The organism is Komagataeibacter europaeus LMG 18890, from assembly GCF_000285295.1.
Taxonomy (GTDB): domain Bacteria; phylum Pseudomonadota; class Alphaproteobacteria; order Acetobacterales; family Acetobacteraceae; genus Komagataeibacter; species Komagataeibacter europaeus.
Map to the genome: position 1 here is coordinate 32,855 of NZ_CADP01000008.1, position 21,082 is coordinate 53,936.

Genomic DNA, 21,082 nt, shown 5'->3' on the forward strand with positions numbered 1-21,082 from the left:
CGGAAACGGGATACCATGCGCATGGATCAGGAACTGATCGGCGCGCGCTGGGCATCGCGGTCGGCATCCGCGATTTCGGCCACCACGCCGTCTTCGCTGGAGACGATGCGCACCAGTTTCGCCCCCTGCTGGCGGGCGGTGATGAGCGAGTCGCTGATCATGTCCTCGATGGACCGCGCCAGATCACGCGCACTGGCGGCCGGTCCCATCCGGTCCTGCCGGCGCATGACTTCAAACAGCAGGGCGGGGTCGATGCCGCCGGTTTCGACCTTCAGGCCATAGCTGTCGATCATGGCTTCGATCTCAAGGGCCGAGACACGCGCGATGTCGAGTCCCTCCAGCGGACGGAAGATGAAGATACGGTCCAGACGGTTCAGCACTTCCGGCGCGAAACCGGCCTGGCGCAGGGCTTCGACCGATTCGGCGCGCATCTTGTCGGGTTCATCCGCCAGCCTGTCCGCGATTTCGGTCAGCGCTTCGGTGGCGATGTTGGATGTCAGCATGAAGATGCAGCGTACGGTGGAAATCTGCTGCCCGGTAGAGGCCTCGGTCACATGGCCATCGTTCCACGCGGTCAGGAATTTCTTGAAAACGTCGGGATGCGCCTTCTCGATCTCATCCAGAAGCACGACCGCGTCGGGCTTTTCCTTCAGCCCGCCGGTCAGCTTGCCATAGGTGTCGGACCCCACATATCCCTTGGGGGAGCCGAACAGCTGGGTCGCGGCGTTGGGGGAACTCATCTGCGTCATGTCGAAATTCAGCAGCGGGCGATCAAGCTGGCGCGCAAGCTGCTTGGACAGGTAGGTCTTGCCCGTGCCCGGCGGTCCCGCCAGCAGGAAGATACCTACCGGCTTGCCACGTACCTGCAGCGCCAGGCGGCGGCGCAGCTGGGTCGCCACGTCCTCGCACACCTGGTCCTGGCCGATCACGCGGGCACGCAGGCTTGCGGCCAGTTCCTCCGCGTCGATCACGGTTTCTTTCTGTTCGCGCGCCAGCATTTCCTCCAGCGCGCTGCGATTGGTCAGCCTGGCGAGTACGTCCATTATCCATCCCCGTCTGCGTCGGATCCCCTTGCGGGCCAGTTTTTCGGCCCGGTTCTCGAACCACAGCCCGGTCAGCGCCAGCAGGGCACTGGCCGCCGCCACGACCGGATAGGCCGGGGCACACCATTCCATGAAATGCCGCAGGCTGGCGAGCGAAAGATGCAACGCCATTGCCGCCTGAAAGCTGCCCAGCACCAGGAAAATGACCATGATGAGGGGTACTAGCCGCTCCATCAGCGCTGGATAGAGCGGTTTCATTGTACGACTACCCCGATCACGATTTCGGTGTCACGCGTCAGCACGGGCAGTGCCGTGGGGCCGGGCACGAATACCGCACCCGCATGGATGCCCGCAGGCCCCGGGTCCCCCGCCGCGGTGATGGACACATTGCCCGCCACGCGGATGGGCAGGATGACGCTTTTGGGCCGCGGTCCAAGATGCACGGTCTGCACCAGTCCCAGCGACTGCACGTTCACCACCGCGGTGCCGCCCGCCATGTCATACATGGGCATGTCGGCGAGGATGATATCGCGGCGCTTCAGCGCGGCCAGGATCTCGGCCTGCTGCTGTATGGAATAGGATGTCTGGCGCAGCATTTCCGCCGCCCGGTCGGGGGAGATCATGGGCATCTGGCCCATCATGTCGGGTCGGTTCTGGACCGGGGCGTTCAGCATGAGGTGCGTGCCGTCGCTGGTGCCGCCGCCCCCGGCCTCGGCCGCGACGGGGGGTGTCTGGCTGCCGCTGCCGCCTTCACGCGCGGCCATGAAGCCACCCGTGCCCAGACCGCCGCCCGCGACAACGGCCGCGATCAGCCCCACCACAACCAGCCTGCGGCTGGATGAGCGTTCGCTGCGTTCCCGTACGGGTTCCGGCGGTGAGTTCAAGGGCGTCATGCGTGCATAATGTGGGTCTGTGACAGGATATGGCAAGACGTTAAGATGCAGGAAATGTAACGTCCGGCCGCAGATATAGTTCTTGCGGTTACGATGGCCGTGACCTATGTTACGGGCAATTCCTTCATCTCTGGTTTTTTCTTTGGGGGGTGGCCGCAGGGCTGCCTTTTTTGCATTGGACGCTGATCTGCCATTCCTGACGGGCCTTGATGCCCGTATTGCCGAAATGATCGCGCCCGCGCTGGCCGACATGGGCTTTGACCTTGTGCGCGTGGCGGTGCTGGGGCGCGAATCCCCCACGGTGCAGATCATGGCGGACCGTGCGGATGGCACGCTGATCGCCATTGAAGACTGCGAACAGATCAGCCATGCGGTGGGTGCGATACTGGATGTCGAGGACCCGCTGCCGGGCGCCTGGACGCTGGAGGTTTCGTCCGCCGGGATTGACCGGCCCCTGACGCGTGCCAAGGACTGGGACCGTTTCGCGGGCCATCTGGCCCGGGCCGAGATGAACATGCCCATTGATGGCCGCAAGCGCTTTGCCGGCATTGTGCTTGGTTCGCGCGATGGCCACGGGCTGATGCGGCTGGATGACGGGACCGAGGTCGCGCTGCCTTTCGCCGAGATGCGCAAGGCGCGGCTGGTCCTGACCGATGAACTGATCGAGGCGAGCGCCCGGATGATGAAGCCGGATGCCGCCAGCGACGAAAACGGGCCGGGGGACGAAAGTGCTTCGGCCGGAACGCAGAAGGCCCCTGGCAAGCCCGACCGCAAGGCGGCGCGCAAGGCCAACTGAACGATGTTGTGGAGACACTGATGGATACGTCCGTTGCCCGTCCCGAACTGCTGCTGGTTGCCGATGCCGTAGCGCGGGAAAAGTCGATCGACCGCGAGGAAGTGCTGGAAGCGATGGAGCAGGCCATCCAGAAGGCCGGTCGCGCCAAATACGGCCATGAAAAGGATATCCGCGCCACCATCGACCGCAAGACCGGCGATGTCCGGCTGTCGCGCTGGACCGAAGCGGTCGAGACGGTGGAGAACGAGGAAACCCAGATCCCGCTGTACATCGCGCGCAAGTTCAAGCCCGAGATCCAGCTGGGTGAATACCTGATCGACCCGCTGCCGCCCATCGACTTCGGTCGCATCGCGGCGCAGACGGCAAAGCAGGTCATTGTCCAGCGCGTGCGTGAATATGAACGCCGCCGCCAGTTCAATGACTTCAAGGACCGCGTGGGCGAGATCGTCAACGGCACCGTCAAGCGCACGGAATACGGCAACCTGCTGGTCGAGATCGGCGATGCCGAAGCCCTGCTGCGTCGTGATGAACTGATCCCGCGCGAAAGCTTCCGCAATTCCGATCGCGTGCGCGCCTACATCTATGATGTGCGTGACGAACCGCGTGGCCCGCAGATCTTCCTGTCCCGCACGCATCCGGCATTCCTTGCCAAGCTGTTCGCGCAGGAAGTGCCCGAGATCTACGATGGCATCATCGAGATCAAGGCCGTGGCCCGCGACCCCGGTTCGCGCGCGAAGATGGCCGTTATCTCCCGCGATGCGTCGATCGATCCGGTCGGCGCCTGCGTGGGCGTGCGTGGCCGCCGCGTTCAGGAAGTCGTGAAGGAACTGCAGGGCGAAAAGATCGATATCATCCCGTGGAGCCCGCAGGCCGCGACCTTTGTCGTCAACGCCCTTGCCCCGGCTGAAGTCAGCAAGGTGGTGATGGATGAGGAAGCAGGCCTGGTCGAGGTTGTTGTTCCCGATGACCAGCTCAGCCTTGTCATCGGGCGGCGCGGGCAGAATGTCCGCCTTGCCAGCCAGCTGACGCGCTGGGATATCGACATCCTGACCGAGGCCGAGGAATCGGAGCGCCGTCAGGAAGAATTCCGCCGCCGCAGCAACCTGTTTGTCGAGGCGCTGGACGTTGATGACGTCATTGCGGGCCTGCTGGTGACCGAAGGGTTCCATTCCATCGAGGAGCTGGCGTTCGCCGACTCCGAGGAACTGGCCAACATCGAGGGCTTTGACGAGGACGTGGCCAGTGAACTGGTCCGCCGCGCCGAAGGCTACCTTGCGGGTCAGGAAGAAGAACTGGATAACAAGCGTCGGGCGCTGGGTGTCACCGATGACATCGCGGCACTGGGCGTGTTCACCAACCAGATGCTGGTGACGCTGGGTGAAAAGGGCGTGAAGACGCTTGATGACCTGGCCGATCTTGCCGGTGACGAACTGGTTGAAATCCTCGGCAGCGATGCCATTGACGAGGACGCGGCCAACGAAATCATCATGGCGGCGCGTGCGCACTGGTTTGATGAAGACGACAAGACCGGCGAGCAGGAGACGTCCGACGTCTGAGCAGGAATATCTGACCGCGGAAGACGCGGGCGACATGGAGCATGAAGAGCGCGGTCCGCTGCGCCGCTGTGCCGTCACCCGCGTCCGGCTGCCGAAGGAGGAAATGGTCAGGTTTGTCATTTCCCCCGACCGAGTCGTGATCCCTGATCTTTCCGCACGTCTGCCCGGACGGGGAATTTGGTTGAGCGCGCGTGCGGATGTGTTAGAAACAGCACGCACACGTGGCGCATTCGCACGTGCGGCACGGGGAAGGGTTGTTATTCACCCTGACCTGACCCATCTTGTTGAAGACGGGTTGCTGCGGCGCATGATGGATGTTGCAGGACTGGCACGGCGGGCCGGGCAGATTGTCTGTGGTTTCGCCAAGGTGCGTGAGTGGGTTGTGGGCGGTCGGGCCGGTCTGGTTATCCAGGCAGCCGATGGCAGCCCCGACGAGAGGAAGAGAGTTTTGTCCGGTGCACGGGACCTTCCGGTTGCGGTTGTTCCTACGGCATCGGGTCTGGGTGCGGCGTTTGGCCGCGACCATGTTGTTCATGCGGCGATGCTGCATGGTGAACTGGCGCGCCGATTCCGGATCGAGAGTGAACGTTTTGCGGGTTTGTCCGGCAGGGCCAGCCCGAATTCGGCGGAGCGGTCCGCCGGACGGTGTGAACAGGCGGGTACATGAGCGAAGGCAACGATCAGGATCAGGGTAAGGGACGCTTGTCCCTGCGGCCGGCGGGCCGTAGGGAAGTCGGACGGACGGTGGATGCCGGTTCCGTGCGACAGAGCTTCAGCCATGGTCGTTCAAAGGTGGTTCAGGTCGAGGTGCGCAAGAAGCGCGGGGCCGGGGCCGCAGGTAACGGATCGGGGCCGGCTGGCGGTCGCGCCGGGGGACGGGGTGGTCGCGCGCTGACGGCAGCCGAGCTGGCGACCCGCCAGCGCGTGCTGGACGAACAGCGCCGCGCCGCCATCCAGCGCGAAAAGGATGCGCGCGAGCAGGAAAAGATCACGATCCTTTCCGCCGCGGAAGAAGCCCGTCGCCAGGAAGAGGAAAATGCCAGCCGCGCCGAAGAAGAAGCGCGCGCAAAGGCAGATGCCGCAGCTGAGGCCGAGGCCCGCAAACAGGAAGCCCGCAGTGCCGCGGCACAGGGCAAGACCGAACCGGTCGAATCCGCTGAACCGGACGGCCCGGTTGTTTCTTCCGTGCCGATTCCCGGCGAGGTCACGCTGGCGCCGCCGATGCAGCGCCTGCGTCCGCTGGCCGAACGTGCGATCATGCCGGCACAGCCGCTGCGCCCGGCACGTCCGGCAGGTGGCGGCAACGCGGCAGGTGGCGCCGGACGCGCCGCCGCTGGCGCGGGTGAGACGCTGCGCCTGCACAGCGGCCGTGCGGATGGGGGCGAAGAAGAACGTCGTCCCAGCCGCCGTCCCGGCAATGCAGCGCCCGGTCGCCGCCCCTCGGGTGGCGCGAAGAAGAACAATGACAGCCGTCGCGCCGGTCGTATTGACGTGCAGGCCGCGATCGAAGGGGATGACGACAAGACCCGTTCGCTCGCATCCGTCCGCCGCCAGCGTGAGCGTGAACGCCGCCAGGCCGAACTGGAGCGCCTGCGTTCCGATCAGGTCCGTGTGGTGCGTGACGTGGTCCTGCCCGAAACCATCACGGTGCAGGAACTCGCCAACCGTATGGCCGCCCGTCAGGGCGAGGTCATCAAGGCGCTGATGAAAATGGGCGTCATGGCGACGGTTACGCAGTCGCTTGATGCGGATACCGCTGAACTGGTGGTGCAGGAATTTGGCCACCGTGTGCGCCGCGTGTCCGACAGCGATGTCGAAATCGGCATCGAAGGCATCGAGGACAAGGCAGAGGATCTCAAGCCGCGTCCGCCAGTCGTGACCGTCATGGGTCATGTCGATCATGGCAAGACCTCGCTGCTTGACGCCCTGCGCACCACCGATGTCGCCAATGGTGAAGCAGGTGGCATCACGCAGCATATCGGTGCGTATCAGGTTACGCTGGCGTCGGGTGCGAAGATCACCTTCATCGATACCCCGGGTCATGAAGCCTTTACGGCCATGCGTGCCCGTGGCGCATCGGTGACCGATGTGGTGGTGCTGGTGGTTGCGGCGGATGACGGCGTGATGCCGCAGACGATCGAAGCCATCAAGCATGCCAAGGCGGCTGATGCCCCGATCATCGTGGCGATCAACAAGTGCGACAAGCCGGGTGCGAACCCCGACCGCGTGCGTCAGGAACTGCTGAACCACGAAATCGTGGTGGAAAGCATGGGTGGCGACACGCAGGATGTCGAAGTTTCGGCGCTCAAGCGCACCGGACTGGACAAGCTTGAGGAAGCGATCCTGCTGCAGGCCGAAATCCTTGACCTGAAGGCCAATCCGGATCGCGTTGCCGAAGGTTCGGTGATCGAAAGCCGTCTTGACCGTTGTCGTGGCCCGGTTGCGACCGTGCTGGTCCAGAAGGGCACGCTGCGCCGCACCGATATCGTGGTGGCCGGTGCTGAATGGGGCCGCGTCCGCGCCATGATCGACGACCGTAATCGCCAGTTGGGCGAAGCCGGTCCATCCATGCCGGTTGAAATCCTGGGTATTACCGGGGTGCCGGGTGCGGGTGAGCCGTTCGTGGTGGTGGAAAACGAGAACCGCGCCCGCGAAATCTCGGAATTCCGCCAGCGCGTGATCAAGGAGCGCACGGCAGCAGGCCAGACGGCCGCACGCGGCACGCTGGATCAGATGCTGGCCCGTATCCAGGCCGGTGCGCAGAAGGAAGTCGCCGTCCTGATCAAGGCGGACGTGCAGGGTTCGGCGGAAGCGCTTGAAGCCACGGTGCAGAAGCTGGAGCACGAGGAAGTCAAGATCCGCGTGCTGAACGCCACTGTCGGTCAGATCACCGAAAGTGACGTGCAGCTGGCCAAGGCGTCCGGCGCCGTCATCATCGCCTTCAACGTCCGCGCCACGGCGCAGGCGCGTGAACTGGCGCAGCGTGAAGGTGTGGATATCCGCTACTACTCCATCATCTATCAGGTTGCTGATGATGTGGAACAGCTGGTCCGTGGCAAGATCGCGCCCAAGCATCGCGAGAAGTTCCTGGGTTACGCCGAAATCCGCAAGGTTTTCGAAATTACCAAGGTGGGCAAGGTTGCCGGTTGTTACGTGACCGAAGGCGTGGTCAAGCGTGGCTGTGGCGTGCGTCTGCTGCGTGACAACGTTGTGATCCATGAAGGTGAGCTGAGCCAGCTCAAGCGCTTCAAGGATGACGTCAAGGAAGTGGCGCGCGGTTACGAGTGTGGCCTGTCCTTTGCCGGGTATAATGACCTGCGCGAGGGTGACGTGGTTGAATGTTATGAAATGGAACTCGTCCCGGCATGAGCCGTAATTCATCCAGAAAAGGGATGAGCGAGAGCGGGCCGGCAGGGAAACTTGCCGGCCATTCCGCATCAGGCCCCTCACAGCGGCAGTTGCGCGTGGCGGAAGAAGTCCGTCGCGTGCTGGCGGAAATCTTTGCCCGTACAGAATTCCGTGACCCGGATCTGGCGGATGTGCGCATTACGGTTACCGAGGTGCGTATCTCGCCCGATCTCAAGCACGCCACTGTATTCGTGGCCCGCCTGGGGCGTAGCGATGTGGCGGAACTGCTGCCTGCGCTCAAGCGTGTGACGCCTTTCCTGCGCACGCGCCTGTCCCATGCGCTTCGGCTGCGGGGTGTGCCCGACCTGCATTTCCAGCCCGATACGGCGCTGGATTATGCGATGGAGGTCGATAACATGCTGCGTCAGCCGGAAGTCAGGCGGGATCTGGAGGACTGATCCGTTCGGCTTTACGGCTGGATCGCCTTCCCACTGAACAAATGCTTCAAAGAACACCGCCTTTTTTGAAAAAAGGTGGCACCTAAAAAACCTTTGTTCTTCCTATAAAAAAGCCGGTCATGGCGTAATGCCAGACCGGCTTTTTTATGGTCCCGATCTGGGAAAGGGATCAGTTACGCCGCCCCATCAGCAGCAGCTGCGGGTTGCGTTCCACATCGGTCGCAAACCCGCGCAGGGCGGCGGCGGCGGCGGCAAGGTCACGCAGCGACGAATCGATATTGGAACGATCGGCGGAACTGGGCGCGGTAATGTCATGCAGGCCAGCCAGCGCGCCCTTGGCCTCGGTCACCGTTTCATTGGAATTGACCAGCAGGGTATGCAGTTCGCTGCCACGCGCATCCAGCTGCGCCGTGCCGGTATCGGCCAGGTTGTTGATGGACGCCAGCGTTGTATCCATATGGTGGTCGAGGTCACGGATCGCATCGGTCGCGGTATCTACCGTCACCCGCGTATGGTCGGACGTGGCGCGCACGCTGTCCACCAGCGGGGGCAGATCCTTGTCCAGCTTGTCCGCCAGCGTACGGATGCTGACCAGCATGGCGTCGGCATTGTTGGCGATATTCTTCAGCGGTAGCGCCGTCAGTGCGTCGGTCAGCTTCTGCATTTCCGATTCACGCGCAGGGATTTCCGGCAGCGGGCTGATGCCGGGATGCAGGTGCGCAGGCACGCTGGGATCGAAGGTCAGGTCGATTTCTTCCTGGCCCGTGACAAAGCTCTGCATATGCAGTTCGGCGCGCAGCCCGTTTTCCACCAGTTTCGGCAGTTCGCGGCTGTCCAGAACCTTGCCATGGCTGCCTGCCATGTGTGCGCCATTGGCCTGAAGTTCCAGGGTGACGGGAATGTAGGCCTGATGCGTCTGGGGATCGAACTGGACGGCAATATGGTCCACGTGACCGACCTGCACCCCATCGAATGTGACGGGTGCGCCAACGCCCAGCCCGTTGATCGGGCTGTCGAACACCACCACGGCCCGACTGGTGGGGGAAAAGGGATGAAACTGTCCGAACAGCGCTATGGCCGTCACACCAAGCAGGGCTCCACCCAACACAAATGCACCGACCGTGGTCTGCCGTTCAGCCATGGTGTTCAGGTCTCCCTAGACGCAGAATAAAAAACGATTGCGGACGCATTTGGCCATGTGTCCGTTTGCTGCAAGATGACATTACATCCACGACTGGCAAAGCGGGCAGCAGGGATGGCAGGCATGTGCCCGCTTCGCCTTTTACCACGTGTGGCGTGGGCGGCCAGCCCCCGTGACGGAATGGGGCATTGCCGTGCATGCGTGCCTCGTCTAAACGCACGGCATTCCCCCTTCATGGATCAAGGTGCCTGCAATGGGACGCAAACGTGGACGCCCGCTGGATGGCTGGCTGATAGTAGACAAGCCATTGGGAATGACCTCCACCCAGGTCGTGGGCCGCGTGCGCTACCTGTTTGATGCGGCCAAGGCGGGGCATGGCGGCACGCTGGACCCGCTGGCGACGGGGCTGCTGCCCGTGGCCTTTGGCAGGGCGACCAAGACCGTGCCTTATATAATGGACGGCACCAAGCGCTATCACTTCACCCTGCGTATCGGGGAAGCGCGCGATAGTGATGATGCGGAAGGCAGCGTGACCGCCATATCCGACGTGCGGCCCGACAATGCCGCGTTTGAGTCGGCCCTTGCCGCCTTCCGTGGTGACATCATGCAGGTGCCGCCGGTCTTTTCGGCGCTGAAGGTCGGGGGAAAGCGGTCCTATGACATGGCGCGCGCGGGCAACGCGCCCGAACTGGCCGCCCGTCCCGCGCGGATCGACCGCTTTGAACTGATTGCCCGCCCCGATGCCGATACGGCGGTGTTCGAAGTGGAATCGGGCAAGGGCGTGTACATGCGCGCGTTGGCCCGTGATATCGCCCTGGCCTGTGGCACGGTGGGGCATGTTGCGGCGCTGCGGCGGCTGAACGTCGGGCCTTTTGATGAATCCCATGCGATTCCACTGGACAAAATTGTCGCAAGCGCCGACAACGCGCCTGCTCCACCGGATCTGCTGCTTCCGGTCGCGACCGCGCTGGCCGACATCCCGGCGCTGGCCCTGACCCGTGAGGAAGCGGATGCCCTGTCATTTGGCCAGGCGATTGACCTGAACCAGCTGGCGGACCGGATGCCGGAACGCGCCGACCCCCGCTCGGGTGTCGTGCGTGCGATGGACGGGGCGCGTGTGGTCGGGCTGTGCCGTCCCGAAGGGGGCCTGCTGCGATCGGTACGCATGCTGTGAACCGAATGATCAATGGAGATGACGATGTCGATTACTGCTGAACGCCGCACGGCGCTTATTGGCGAATACCGCAATGCCGCGACGGATACGGGTTCGCCGGAAGTACAGGTTGCCCTGCTGACCGAGCGGATCGTGAACCTGACCGATCACCTGAAGACCCACGCGAAGGATTTCCATTCGCGTCGTGGCCTGCTGATGCTGGTCGGCCGTCGCCGCCGCCTGCTGGACTATGTCAAGCGCAAGGACCAGGCCCGTTACGAAACGCTGATCAAGCGCCTCGGCCTGCGTCGCTGATTTGCGACATGGCGGGAACGCGGTCATAATGCGTTCCTGCCATACGATCCGCACGGGCACGGCGCATGCACCCGCATGCCCGTGTCCGGTCGGGTCGGCTATCTTCCGGCATCCGTGACCAAAACGGGTGCCATCAACACGCTGCCGACGCCACGGCGGAGATATCCGGACCGGATCGCAGCGTTTCAGGCCACATGGTGTTCTGGCGGTATGTGCCGTCATCACTCCATGCCGTCCGAGGCGCTGCCATCAACGTTCCAATGTCCGGCCCGCCTGCATTGCGGCAGTCAACGGACAGGGTTGTCTGGATGTTTAATTATTTTCGCAAGGAAATCGAATGGGGCGGCCGCCCGCTGGTGCTGGAAACGGGCAAGATCGCCCGCCAGGCCGACGGCGCGGTTGTCATAACCTATGGCGACACGGTGGTGCTGTGCACGGCCGTTGGCGCCAAGAGCGTGAAGCCGGGACAGGATTTCTTCCCGCTGACGGTCAACTATCAGGAAAAGGCTTACGCCGCGGGCAAGATCCCCGGTGGCTTCTTCAAGCGTGAAGGTCGCCCGAGCGAGGCCGAGGTCCTGAACTCCCGCCTGATCGATCGCCCGATCCGGCCGCTGTTCCCCGAAAACTTCCGCAACGAAGTGCAGGTCGTCGCCACCGTGCTCAGCCATGACATGGAAAACGACCCTGCCGTCGTCGCGCTGATCGGCTGTTCGGCCGCGCTGACGCTGTCGGGCATTCCGTTCTTCGGCCCCGTGGGTGCGGCCCGCGTTGGCTACAGCAACGGCAAGTACGTGCTGAACCCGACCATTTCCCAGCTCAAGGAAAGCGAACTGGACCTGGTCGTGGCCGGCACGTCCGAAGGCGTCCTGATGGTTGAGTCCGAGGCCGTGGAACTGTCCGAGGAAGTGATGCTGGGTGCGGTGACGTTCGGTCACGAAGCCTTCCAGTCGGTGATCGATGCGATCATCGACCTGGCCGAAAGCGCAGCCAAGGCCCCATGGGAACTGGCCGAGCCGACGGCCGAGGAAATCAAGCTGCGCAAGAAGGTGGACAAGGTCGGTCGCGCCCTGATCGCCGATGCCTACAAGGAACGCGCCAAGCAGGTGCGCTACAAGAAGGTCGCCGCAGCCCGTGACGCCATCCTCGCCAAGATCGGTGAGGCCGACGCCGATGCCGCCAAGCCCATGATCAAGGATCTGGAAGCCGACGTGGTCCGCACCGAGGTGCTGGATACCGGTTTCCGTATCGATGGCCGTGATCTGGAAACGATCCGCCCGATCGTGTCCGAAGTCGGCATCCTGCCGCGCGCGCACGGTTCCGCCCTGTTCACCCGTGGCGAGACGCAGGCCCTTGTGGTCGCGACGCTTGGCACCGGGCAGGACGAGCAGATCGTGGATGCGCTGGAAGGCGAATATCGCAACAACTTCATGCTGCACTACAACTTCCCGCCCTTCTCGGTCGGTGAGTGCGGGCGCATGGGTTCCCCCGGCCGTCGTGAAATCGGCCACGGCAAGCTGGCATGGCGTGCGATCCACCCGCTGCTGCCGGGCAAGGACACCTTCCCGTACACCATGCGCGTGGTGTCCGAGATCACGGAAAGCAACGGCTCGTCATCCATGGCGACCGTGTGCGGCACGTCGCTTGCGCTGATGGATGCGGGTGTGCCGCTGAAGCGTCCGGTAGCCGGCATCGCCATGGGCCTGATCAAGGAAGACGAGGATTTCGCCGTCCTGTCCGACATTCTTGGCGATGAAGATCACCTTGGCGACATGGACTTCAAGGTGGCGGGCACCGAGCAGGGCGTGACCGCGCTGCAGATGGACATCAAGATCACCTCGATCACGCCGGAAATCATGAAGATCGCGCTGGGTCAGGCCCGTCAGGGTCGCCTGCACATCCTTGGTGAAATGGCCAAGGCGCTGACCGAAGGCCGTTCGGACGTGTCCTCCTCCGCGCCGAAGATCACCACGATCTCCGTGCCGAAGGAAAAGATCCGCGACGTGATCGGCCAGGGCGGTAAAGTTATTCGTGAGATTGTTGAATATTCGGGCGCGAAGATCGACATCAACGATGACGGCACGATCATGATCGCCGCGTCGTCCGACGATCAGGCCGAAAAGGCCATCGAACGGATCCGTGGCATCGTGGCGGAACCCGAAGTGGGCCACATCTATAACGGCAAGGTCGTCAAGACCGCTGATTTCGGTGCGTTCGTCAACTTCCTTGGCCCCCGTGACGGGCTGGTTCACATTTCCGAACTGGCGCAGGGCCGTGTCTCCAAGACGACTGATGTCGTCAAGCAGGGAGACGAGGTGAAGGTAAAGGTGCTGGGCTTTGACGATCGCGGCAAGGTCAAGCTGTCCATGCGCGTGGTCGATCAGGATACCGGTGCCGATATTACCGAGACAGTGGGCGCGAAGCCCGGTCGTGCGCCCGCGCGCTAAGACGCGGCTCCGGCTTGTATGACACCCGGCGGCGGGACGTGCCCGGTATGGGCGCCCCGCCGCGCGGGCAGACACATGACGATGGAATGGTGATGAAGCCGATCAATGCGATCCGTATGGGCGGGACGGATATTCTGCCCCTGGTCGAAGGGGGGAAAGGCGTCTCGATCTCAACCGGCATATCCGCCGGGCACTGGGCGGCAGCCGGGGGGGCTGGCACGGTCTCGATCGTGAATGCCGATTCCTATGACAGAGATGGCAACGTCGTCCCGCAGATCTATCATGGTAAAACACGGCGCGAGCGGCACGAGGAACTGATCGATTACGCCATTCGCGGCGGGATCGCACAGGCCCGCATCGCGCATGAAATCGCAGGTGGCAGGGGACGTATCCATGCCAATATCCTGTGGGAAATGGGTGGTGCGGAACGCGTCATAAACGGGGTGCTGGAGGGTGCGCCGGGCATGATCCAGGGCCTGACCTGTGGCGCGGGCATGCCGTATCGCCTGTCGGAAATCGCGGCGCGTTTCGGCATTCATTATTATCCCATCGTATCGTCCGCCCGTGCGTTCAACGCCCTGTGGCGGCGTTCGTACCACAAGACGGGCGAACTGCTGGGTGCGGTGGTGTATGAAGACCCGTGGCGTGCGGGTGGCCATAACGGCCTGTCCAACACCGAAAACCCGCTGGCGCCGGAAGACCCTTTCCCCCGCGTGCTGGCGCTGCGTAAGCAGATGCGTGCCTTTGGCCTGGATGATACCCCCATCATCATGGCCGGTGGCGTATGGTGGCTGGAGGAATGGCAGGACTGGATCGACAACCCTGAACTCGGGCCAATCGTGTTCCAGTTCGGCACCCGGCCGCTGCTGACGCGCGAAAGCCCGATCCCCGACGCATGGAAGCAGCGCCTGCTGACGCTGAAGAAGGGGGATGTGTTCCTCAACCGTTTCTCGCCCACCGGCTTTTATTCATCCGCGGTGAACAATTCGTTCCTGCGCGAATTGCGGGGGCGGTCGGAACGCCAGATTCCGTTCTCCCCTGAAGCACTGGGCGAACACACGGCGGCGCTGGCCATCGGCGCGCGTGGGCGGCAGGTTTATGTCACCCCGGCCGATGCGCAGCGCGCGCGGCTGTGGATCGAGGAAGGCCATACCGAGGCCATGCGCACGCCGGACAATACGCTGGTGTTCGTGGCCCCGGAACGGGCACGGGAAATCCTGGCCGATCAGGGGGCCTGCATGGGCTGCCTGTCGGAATGCCGCTTTTCCAACTGGTCGCAGAAGCCGCCTGCCTATTCCAACGGGCACAAGGCGGATCCGCGTTCCTACTGCATCCAGAAAACGCTGCAGGCGGCGGCCCATGCCCATGGGCCGGACCAGGCGGAGGTGATTGACCACAACCTCATGTTCGGCGGCACGAACGCATGGCGTTTCGCGACCGACCCATTCTATGCCAACGGCTTTGTGCCCACCGTGGCGCAACTGCTGGAGCGGATCATGACCGGACGTTAGGCTGGTGGTCCATACCATATGAAACAGGCCGGTCCCCGTAAGGAAACCGGCCTGTTTCATTATAAAAATAACGGAAGTTTTGGGGTGCCGCCTTTTTTGAAAAAGCTTTACCAAAAACTGCTGTTTTATGCGGTTGCAGGAAGGCAGGTATCGCGGAACAACGCGAAAGCCAGCGCGCGATGGCTTATGGCGTTCTTTTCCGCATCGGTCATGTCGGCAAAGCTGCGGGTGCCGCTGCCGGGGGCGAAGATGGGGTCATAGCCGTGGCCGTTTTCGCCATGCGGTGGCCAGATGACATGACCGTCAATCCGCCCCTCAAAGGTTTCGGTCCGCCCGTCGGGCCATGCAAGGCACAGGACGGAAATGAACCACGCGCTGCGGTCCGGGTTATCGCCGATCCGGTCATGGATGCGGCGCATGGCGTCGGGATAATCCTTTTGCGGGCCAGCCCAGCGGGCGGAAAAAATGCCCGGTGCGCCATCCAGCGCCGCGACACAGAAACCCGAATCATCCGCCAGCGCGGGCAGGTTGGCGGCCTTGGCTGCCGCAACGGCCTTGATGGCGGCATTGCCGGTAAAGCTGTCGGCGGTTTCCTCCGGCTCGGGCAGGGACAGTTCGCCAGCCGAGACGACACGGATGCCGTATCCCGCAAGCAGCGCGGCAAATTCCGCGATCTTGCCCCGGTTATGGGTGGCCAGAACCAGTGTGTAGCCACGGTTCAGGCGGGTGGGGGTTGTGTTCATGCCTTCAATGCCTCTTCCACGATGGCGGTCTGGATACGGAACAGTTCAGCCGTGCCGGTGCGGGCAAGCCGCATGAGGGTGTTGAACTGGGCTTCGGTAAAGGGATCCTTTTCCGCCGTGCCCTGAATTTCCACAATGCCGCCATCGGCGGTCAGGACAAAATTGGCGTCGGCGCTGGCCGTGCTGTCTTCCCTGTAGTCCAGGTCCAGAACCGGGCCGTCATCCGTAAGCCCGCAGGATATGGCCGCGACCTGTCCCTTGATCGGCAGGGCGGGCAGGGTGCCGTCGCGCACCAGTTTTTCCAGCGCCAGGCGCAGTGCGACCCATGCCCCGGTAATCGCGGCGCAGCGCGTGCCGCCATCGGCGTTCAGCACGTCGCAGTCCACCGTGACCGAGATTTCGCCCAGCGCTTTCAGGTCCACCACCGCGCGCAGGGCACGGGCGATCAGGCGCTGGATTTCCTGTGTGCGGCCGGTCTGCTTTCCACGCGCGGCCTCGCGCTGGCCCCGGCTGTGGGTGGCGCGCGGCAGCATGCCGTATTCCGCCGTGACCCAGCCCTGTCCCTTGCCGCGCAGGAAGGAGGGCACGCGGGTTTCGACCGTGGCGGCGCACAGGACTTCGGTCCCGCCCATGCGGATCAGGGCGGACCCTTCGGCATGGTGGGCGAAGCCGGGCTGGATGAAGACGGGACGCAGGGCGTCAATGGCGCGGCCGGATGGGCGCATGGGCGTAAAACTCCGCAAGGTGATGGGGCGGCATAGCCTGCAATCCGTCCCGATTTCCAGTCCCGCGTGGGCAGGACGGGACAGGATCTGCTATGATGGGGACGCGGATGGTCCGCATGGTGAATGGATACGTGCAACACAGGGGGCATGGCGATGGAAAACCGACCACAGGTATCGCAGCCAGCCCTGCTGTCCGGGCTTGATGCGCGTTCTGCCGCGATCCTGCGCGAGATCGTGGAGCAGTATGTCGAAACGGGCGAACCGATGGGCTCGCGCACCCTGTCGCAGCGCCTGCCGCTGTCGCTTTCCCCTGCCACGATTCGCAATGTGATGGCGGACCTGACCGACGCGGGGCTGTTGTTTTCCCCGCATGCATCGGCAGGACGGCTGCCCACGGAAAAGGGCGTACGGCTGTTTGTCGATGGCCTGCTGCAGTTCGGCAACCTGAGCGAGGAGGAGCGTGAAAGCATCGCGGGCATGCTGGACGTGAAGGGCCGTTCGCTGGAGGATACGCTGGCGCAGGCATCGTCCATGCTGTCGGGCCTGTCATCGGCTGCGGGACTGGTCATGGCCCCCAAGAGCGATGGCGCCACCATCAAGCATATCGAATTCGTGGCCCTTGGCCCGGGGCGTGCGCTGGTCATTCTGGTCAGTGCGGACGGACAGGTGGAAAACCGCGTGATCGAGACGCCGCCCGGCCTGCCGCCTTCCGCACTGGTGGAGGCGGGCAATTACCTCAACGCCCACCTGTCGGGCCAGACGCTGGACCGCCTGCGGGAGACGGTCAGCACCGACATGACGGCCAACCGCAACGAACTGGACCACCTGACGGCGGAAGTGGTGGAAAGCGGCCTTGCGACATGGAGCGACGCCGATGAACGCGGCGGCACCCTGTTCATACGCGGGCAGGGCCGCCTGCTGGCCGATGTGACGGAAATCGAACGCCTGACCACGATCCAGATGCTGTTTGAACGGCTGGAGACACAGGAAACCATGCTGCGCCTGCTCGACCTTGCGCGCGAATCCGAAGGGGTGCGGATCTTCATCGGTGCGGAAAGCGGGCTGTTCGGCATGGCGGGAATGTCGGTGGTGGTCGCCCCCGCGCGCACCGATTCCAACCGCATCGTGGGGGCGATTGGCGTAATCGGTCCCACCCGCATCAACTATGCCCGCATCATTCCCGTGGTGGATTACACGGCGCGGGTGATCGGGCGGATGCTGGGCTGAGGCGACGGGATTGCAATGCAACCCACGCCGCCCGCGGTCCTTAATGTGTGGCACAGACCCGCCACACGCGTCCCGTGCCCACACAGGCGCAGGGTCGCCCAACGCGCAAGGAGAATGGCATGTTCACGCCCGATGCAAGGCAGTCCGGATCGTTCATGATTGGTGGTGACCTGGAGGTCACGCGGCTTGGCTTTGGCGCCATGCGCATTACGGGAAAGGGCATATGGGGTGAACCCGCCGACCGTGCCGCGGCACTGGCCACCCTGCGCCGCCTGCCGGAACTGGGCATCAACTTCGTCGATACGGCGGATGCGTACGGTCCGTTTGTCAGCGAGGACCTGATCCGCGAGGCGCTGCATCCCTACACGGATACCATCATCGCCACCAAGGGCGGCCATACGCGCCACGGTCCCGATATCTGGAAGCCGGTGGGCAATCCCGACTACCTGCAGCAGTGCGTACTGATGAGCATGCGTAGGCTGGGGGTCGAACGCATCGACCTGTGGCAACTGCACCGCGTGGGGCCTGACTGCACGCCCGAACGGCAGTTCGAGGCCATTGCCGCCATGCGCGCGCAGGGGCTGATCCGCCATGTCGGCCTGTCCGAAGTGACGGTGGAGATGATCGAGCGCGCGCGGCTGTATTTCCCGGTCGCTACGGTCCAGAACCGCTTCAACCTCGTCAACCGCTATTCCGAAGACGTGCTGGATTACTGCACGAAGGAAAATATCGGCTTCATCCCGTGGGCGCCGCTGGCGGCGGGCAGCCTGACGAAGGGCGATACCCTGCTGACCCGCCTGGCCAGCGAGAAGGGCGTGCAGCCCGGACAGATCGCGCTGGCGTGGCTGCTGCGCCGTGCGCCGGTCATGCTGCCCATTCCCGGCACCAGCAGCCCCGACCATCTGGCCGATAATGCGGTCGCTGCCGCCATTGAACTGAGCCATGAGGAATTCCAGCAGCTTGATAACGACGGGCGCGCGGAATGGGCCAGCCGTAACGGCGCGTAAGGGGGCGGCACGCCCCATGTGCGGCGGATCGGGGGCGACGGCGGCGGCGGACAATGCTAGACAGGGGCCTCGACACAGAACCGCCCCTTTCTTTCCCTATTGGATACCGGATGACGCTTGCTGACGGATCAGGCCGCGATGGCCGGATTGATGGACCCTCACGCCCAGGCGCTGGCGGCCCGCGCCGCCCACGTTACCGCATGGTGCGCTGGCTTGCGGGCAGCACGCTTGCCGTCCTGCTGCTGGGCGGTGGTGGAGCGGCCCTTCTGGCATGGGGGGAATATGAACGCCTGAGCGAGGGCCTGCCCACGGTTGACGGCCTGCGTACCTACCAGCCCCCGGTCATGAGCCGCCTGTATTCGGGCGATGACCAGGTCATGGCGGAACTGGCGGCGGAACGGCGCATATTCGTGCCCTACAGCGCCATACCCGAACGCGTGCGCGATGCCTTCCTTGCGGCGGAGGACCAGAAATTCTTCACCCATGGCGGTGTCGATCCCATGGCCATCCTGCGCGCGGGCCTGACCGACATGATGATGCACGGGACGAAGCACCGTCCCATCGGGGCCTCGACCATCACGCAGCAGGTCGCGCGCATCATGCTGCTGGGGTCGAATGCGGTCTCCATTGACCGCAAGATCAAGGAAGCGCTGCTGGCCATGCGGCTGGAGCAGACGCTGAGCAAGGAACAGATCCTTGAGATCTACCTGAACGAAATCTACCTTGGCGAAGGGGTCTACGGCATCGGGGCCGCGGCCCAGACCTATTTCAACAAGCCGCTGGACCAGCTGGACAATGCCGAGGCCGCCTTTCTTGGCGCGTTGCCCAAGTCGCCCACCAACTACAACCCCCACCGCTTCGTGCAGGCGGCGACCAACCGGCGTAACTGGGTGCTGGACCGCATGGCGGACCTGAAGGTCATCACGCCCGAGGAAGCGCGCGCGGCCCAGCAGGAGCCGCTGGTGCCCGCCAACTTCACCCGCCCCGGCCCGGTCCCCGGTTCCGAATGGTTTGCCGAGGAAGTGCGTCGTGAACTGATCGAACGCTATGGCATCGGCACGACGATGGAAGGCGGGCTGTCGGTTCATACCTCGCTCGATTCCCACCTGCAGCAGGTGGCCACCACCGCGCTGCGTGACGGGCTGCTGCGCTATGACCGCGCGCATGGTGGCTGGCGCGGCGCCTTTGCGCATATCGATGCGGCGGATGCAGGCGGGGACTGGGCCAATGCGCTGGCCCGTGTCACGGCACCCGCCGCCATGCTGGAACAGTGGCGGGTCGCGGTCGTGCTGTCCCCCGCCACCGGGCGCGTGGGCTGGCTGGAAGGGCGCGATCCCGTCATTCCCCATACCGGTGACCTGCTGGCGCGTGACCGGGCATGGATGCGCACCGGCAAGGGATTGCAGGAAGGTGACGTGATCCTGATCGAACCACAGGCTGATGGCGGCGGCGTTGCCGTGCGGCAGGTGCCGCGCGTGGAAGGCGCGCTGGCCACGGTGGACGTGCATACCGGGCGCGTCATGGCCATGGTGGGGGGCTGGTCGTTCAAGGAATCGCAGTTCAACCGCGCGACGCAGGCGGCGCGCCAGCCGGGGTCTTCGTTCAAGCCCTTCGTCTACCTGGCGGCGATGGAGCAGGGGATTTCCCCTTCGCAGAAATTCGATGACTCTCCCGTCAGCTACGGCGAATGGCATCCCAACAATTATGAAAAGGATTTCTGGGGGCCGACCACGCTGCATGACGCATTGCGGGAATCGCGCAACCTCGTCACCATCCGCCTTGCGGCACAGATCGGCATGAAGCCGGTGGCCGACCTGGCGCAGAAGCTTGGTCTGGTCCATTCCATGCCGCTGGTGCTGCCTGCGGCGTTGGGGGCAGTGGAAACCACTGTCATGCGTGAGGCGGGCGCCTATGCCACCATCGCCAATGGCGGCAGGCTGGTCACGCCCACCCTGGTTGATGATATCAAGGATCGCAACGGCAACATTGTCTGGCGCCCCGATGGCGTGACGTGGAAGGCCGGCAGCATGGCCGCCGATGGCCCGCAGATGGAAGATAGCCGCCCGCAGGTGGTATCGGCCACGTCCGCCAGCCAGATCGTGGCGATGATGCAGGACGTGGTGCGCCGGGGTACCAGCGTGCGCGCGGGGGCTGGCATTGACCGGCCCATCGCGGGAAAGACCGGCACCAGCCAGGATTTCAATGATGCATGGTTCGCGGGCTTTTCCCCCGATCTGGTGACGGTGGTATGGATCGGGTTCGATACCCCGCAGTCGCTGGGCAAGAACGAAACCGGCGGCGCGATCGCGGGTCCGATCTGGAACCAGGTCATGAAGACGGCGCTGGCCAGCCGCCCACGCCTTGATTTCCGCGTGCCCGAAGGGGTACAGCTGGCCCGTTACGATACCGGGATGGGCATGGCGATCGACGCCTTCAAGCCCGGGCAGGTGCCGGGGGTCAGTGTTGACCTTGGCGCGGGGTCGGGCATGGCGCTGACGGCGGCGGATACCGGTGCTGAAAACATGCCCGATTCCGAAACCGACATGGCCACCATGCCCGGCAGCCCGGCTGCGGCAGGTGATGGCAGCACATCCGCGGGCCATCCCGGTGCGCCGTCCCGCCCCGCCGCATCCCAGCCTTCCGGGGGTGACATTGGCATGGGTGGCCTGTATTGACGCCCGTTATGCCGGGCGGCCGCGCGCATGCCCGCATTGTTTACCGT

The 21,082-nt window shown here is 63.9% G+C and carries 17 protein-coding genes; 12 read left to right on the forward strand and 5 right to left on the reverse strand.

Annotated elements, in window-relative coordinates; genetic code table 11:
* Nucleotides 1-26 precede the first annotated feature (26 nt).
* A complete protein-coding gene (locus tag GEU01_RS05030; protein ID WP_026018515.1) occupies nt 27-1,301 on the reverse strand; it encodes an AAA family ATPase in 1,275 nt (424 codons plus the stop codon).
* The gene (locus GEU01_RS05035) at nt 1,298-1,927 is read right to left on the reverse strand and encodes a hypothetical protein (protein ID WP_019085196.1); all 630 of its coding nucleotides are present in this window, start codon (nt 1,925-1,927) and stop codon (nt 1,298-1,300) included. Before GEU01_RS05035 ends, GEU01_RS05030 begins: the two co-directional genes overlap by 4 nt.
* Nucleotides 1,928-2,111: 184 nt before the next feature.
* On the opposite strand from GEU01_RS05035, the gene rimP reads away from it, so the two are divergent.
* From rimP to rbfA, 5 genes are read left to right on the forward strand one after another with little or no spacing between them, the layout of a single operon-like run.
* Entirely contained in the window at nt 2,112-2,732 is a 621-nt protein-coding gene (gene rimP, locus GEU01_RS05040; RefSeq protein ID WP_019085197.1) for a ribosome maturation factor RimP, read from the forward strand.
* Between the two features lie 20 nt (nt 2,733-2,752).
* Nucleotides 2,753-4,288, forward strand: a complete 1,536-nt coding sequence (nusA, locus tag GEU01_RS05045) for a transcription termination factor NusA (protein ID WP_019085198.1) — start codon at nt 2,753-2,755, stop codon at nt 4,286-4,288.
* Nucleotides 4,245-4,955 (forward strand): RNA-binding protein, encoded by a 711-nt coding sequence (locus tag GEU01_RS05050; RefSeq protein ID WP_081499931.1) that lies wholly within the window; start codon nt 4,245-4,247, stop codon nt 4,953-4,955. Before nusA ends, GEU01_RS05050 begins: the two co-directional genes overlap by 44 nt.
* Nucleotides 4,952-7,657, forward strand: a complete 2,706-nt coding sequence (gene infB / locus GEU01_RS05055; RefSeq protein WP_019085200.1) for a translation initiation factor IF-2 — start codon at nt 4,952-4,954, stop codon at nt 7,655-7,657. The genes GEU01_RS05050 and infB overlap by 4 nt, the downstream gene beginning before the upstream one ends.
* A gap of 23 nt (nt 7,658-7,680) precedes the next feature.
* Nucleotides 7,681-8,094, forward strand: a complete 414-nt coding sequence (gene rbfA / locus GEU01_RS05060) for a 30S ribosome-binding factor RbfA (RefSeq protein WP_010509158.1) — start codon at nt 7,681-7,683, stop codon at nt 8,092-8,094.
* Nucleotides 8,095-8,263: 169 nt separating this feature from the next.
* Here the strand turns inward: rbfA and GEU01_RS05065 are convergent, their stop codons facing one another.
* The gene (locus GEU01_RS05065) at nt 8,264-9,235 is read right to left on the reverse strand and encodes an MlaD family protein (RefSeq protein WP_010509159.1); all 972 of its coding nucleotides are present in this window, start codon (nt 9,233-9,235) and stop codon (nt 8,264-8,266) included.
* 253 nt (nt 9,236-9,488) lie between these two features.
* Between GEU01_RS05065 and truB the strand changes: the two genes are divergently transcribed.
* The 4 genes from truB (at nt 9,489) to GEU01_RS05085 (ending at nt 14,658) form a co-directional block, all read left to right on the forward strand.
* Nucleotides 9,489-10,409: a tRNA pseudouridine(55) synthase TruB gene (gene truB / locus GEU01_RS05070; protein ID WP_019085201.1), complete on the forward strand. Its 921-nt coding sequence runs from the start codon at nt 9,489-9,491 to the stop codon at nt 10,407-10,409.
* 24 nt (nt 10,410-10,433) lie between these two features.
* A complete protein-coding gene (rpsO, locus tag GEU01_RS05075) occupies nt 10,434-10,703 on the forward strand; it encodes a 30S ribosomal protein S15 (RefSeq protein ID WP_025439775.1) in 270 nt (89 codons plus the stop codon).
* A gap of 308 nt (nt 10,704-11,011) precedes the next feature.
* Nucleotides 11,012-13,147, forward strand: coding sequence for a polyribonucleotide nucleotidyltransferase (gene pnp, locus GEU01_RS05080; protein WP_019085202.1), 2,136 nt, complete (start codon nt 11,012-11,014; stop codon nt 13,145-13,147).
* Nucleotides 13,148-13,239: 92 nt separating this feature from the next.
* Nucleotides 13,240-14,658, forward strand: a complete 1,419-nt coding sequence (locus GEU01_RS05085) for an NAD(P)H-dependent flavin oxidoreductase (protein ID WP_026018516.1) — start codon at nt 13,240-13,242, stop codon at nt 14,656-14,658.
* A 125-nt stretch (nt 14,659-14,783) separates the two neighbouring features.
* Here GEU01_RS05085 and rdgB read toward each other — a convergent pair whose 3' ends face one another.
* Both rdgB and rph read right to left on the reverse strand, forming a co-directional pair.
* Nucleotides 14,784-15,401 (reverse strand): RdgB/HAM1 family non-canonical purine NTP pyrophosphatase, encoded by a 618-nt coding sequence (rdgB, locus tag GEU01_RS05090; RefSeq protein ID WP_019085204.1) that lies wholly within the window; start codon nt 15,399-15,401, stop codon nt 14,784-14,786.
* A complete protein-coding gene (gene rph, locus GEU01_RS05095; protein ID WP_010509172.1) occupies nt 15,398-16,126 on the reverse strand; it encodes a ribonuclease PH in 729 nt (242 codons plus the stop codon). Before rph ends, rdgB begins: the two co-directional genes overlap by 4 nt.
* A gap of 147 nt (nt 16,127-16,273) precedes the next feature.
* Here rph and hrcA point away from each other — a divergent pair, with 147 nt between their 5' ends.
* From hrcA to GEU01_RS05110, 3 genes are all read left to right on the forward strand, one after another.
* Entirely contained in the window at nt 16,274-17,353 is a 1,080-nt protein-coding gene (hrcA, locus tag GEU01_RS05100; protein WP_010509173.1) for a heat-inducible transcriptional repressor HrcA, read from the forward strand.
* 119 nt (nt 17,354-17,472) lie between these two features.
* A complete protein-coding gene (locus GEU01_RS05105; protein WP_019085206.1) occupies nt 17,473-18,360 on the forward strand; it encodes an aldo/keto reductase in 888 nt (295 codons plus the stop codon).
* 110 nt (nt 18,361-18,470) lie between these two features.
* Nucleotides 18,471-21,035: a penicillin-binding protein 1A gene (locus GEU01_RS05110; protein ID WP_026018518.1), complete on the forward strand. Its 2,565-nt coding sequence runs from the start codon at nt 18,471-18,473 to the stop codon at nt 21,033-21,035.
* Nucleotides 21,036-21,082: the final 47 nt, after the last annotated feature.

Excerpts from the sequence above, each read along its gene's own strand:
- truB (WP_019085201.1), top strand. The coding sequence starts at position 9,489 with ATGGGACGCAAACGTGGACGCCCGCTGGATGGCTGGCTGATAGTAGAC.
- GEU01_RS05065 (WP_010509159.1), bottom strand. The coding sequence starts at position 9,235 with ATGGCTGAACGGCAGACCACGGTCGGTGCATTTGTGTTGGGTGGAGCC.
- infB (WP_019085200.1), top strand. The coding sequence starts at position 4,952 with ATGAGCGAAGGCAACGATCAGGATCAGGGTAAGGGACGCTTGTCCCTG.
- GEU01_RS05050 (WP_081499931.1), top strand. The coding sequence starts at position 4,245 with ATGAAGACGACAAGACCGGCGAGCAGGAGACGTCCGACGTCTGAGCAG.
- GEU01_RS05105 (WP_019085206.1), top strand. The coding sequence starts at position 17,473 with ATGTTCACGCCCGATGCAAGGCAGTCCGGATCGTTCATGATTGGTGGT.
- rpsO (WP_025439775.1), top strand. The coding sequence starts at position 10,434 with ATGTCGATTACTGCTGAACGCCGCACGGCGCTTATTGGCGAATACCGC.
- GEU01_RS05110 (WP_026018518.1), top strand. The coding sequence starts at position 18,471 with ATGACGCTTGCTGACGGATCAGGCCGCGATGGCCGGATTGATGGACCC.
- GEU01_RS05030 (WP_026018515.1), bottom strand. The coding sequence starts at position 1,301 with ATGAAACCGCTCTATCCAGCGCTGATGGAGCGGCTAGTACCCCTCATC.
- GEU01_RS05085 (WP_026018516.1), top strand. The coding sequence starts at position 13,240 with ATGAAGCCGATCAATGCGATCCGTATGGGCGGGACGGATATTCTGCCC.
- rdgB (WP_019085204.1), bottom strand. The coding sequence starts at position 15,401 with ATGAACACAACCCCCACCCGCCTGAACCGTGGCTACACACTGGTTCTG.
- rph (WP_010509172.1), bottom strand. The coding sequence starts at position 16,126 with ATGCGCCCATCCGGCCGCGCCATTGACGCCCTGCGTCCCGTCTTCATC.
- rbfA (WP_010509158.1), top strand. The coding sequence starts at position 7,681 with ATGAGCGAGAGCGGGCCGGCAGGGAAACTTGCCGGCCATTCCGCATCA.
- hrcA (WP_010509173.1), top strand. The coding sequence starts at position 16,274 with ATGGCGATGGAAAACCGACCACAGGTATCGCAGCCAGCCCTGCTGTCC.
- pnp (WP_019085202.1), top strand. The coding sequence starts at position 11,012 with ATGTTTAATTATTTTCGCAAGGAAATCGAATGGGGCGGCCGCCCGCTG.
- nusA (WP_019085198.1), top strand. The coding sequence starts at position 2,753 with ATGGATACGTCCGTTGCCCGTCCCGAACTGCTGCTGGTTGCCGATGCC.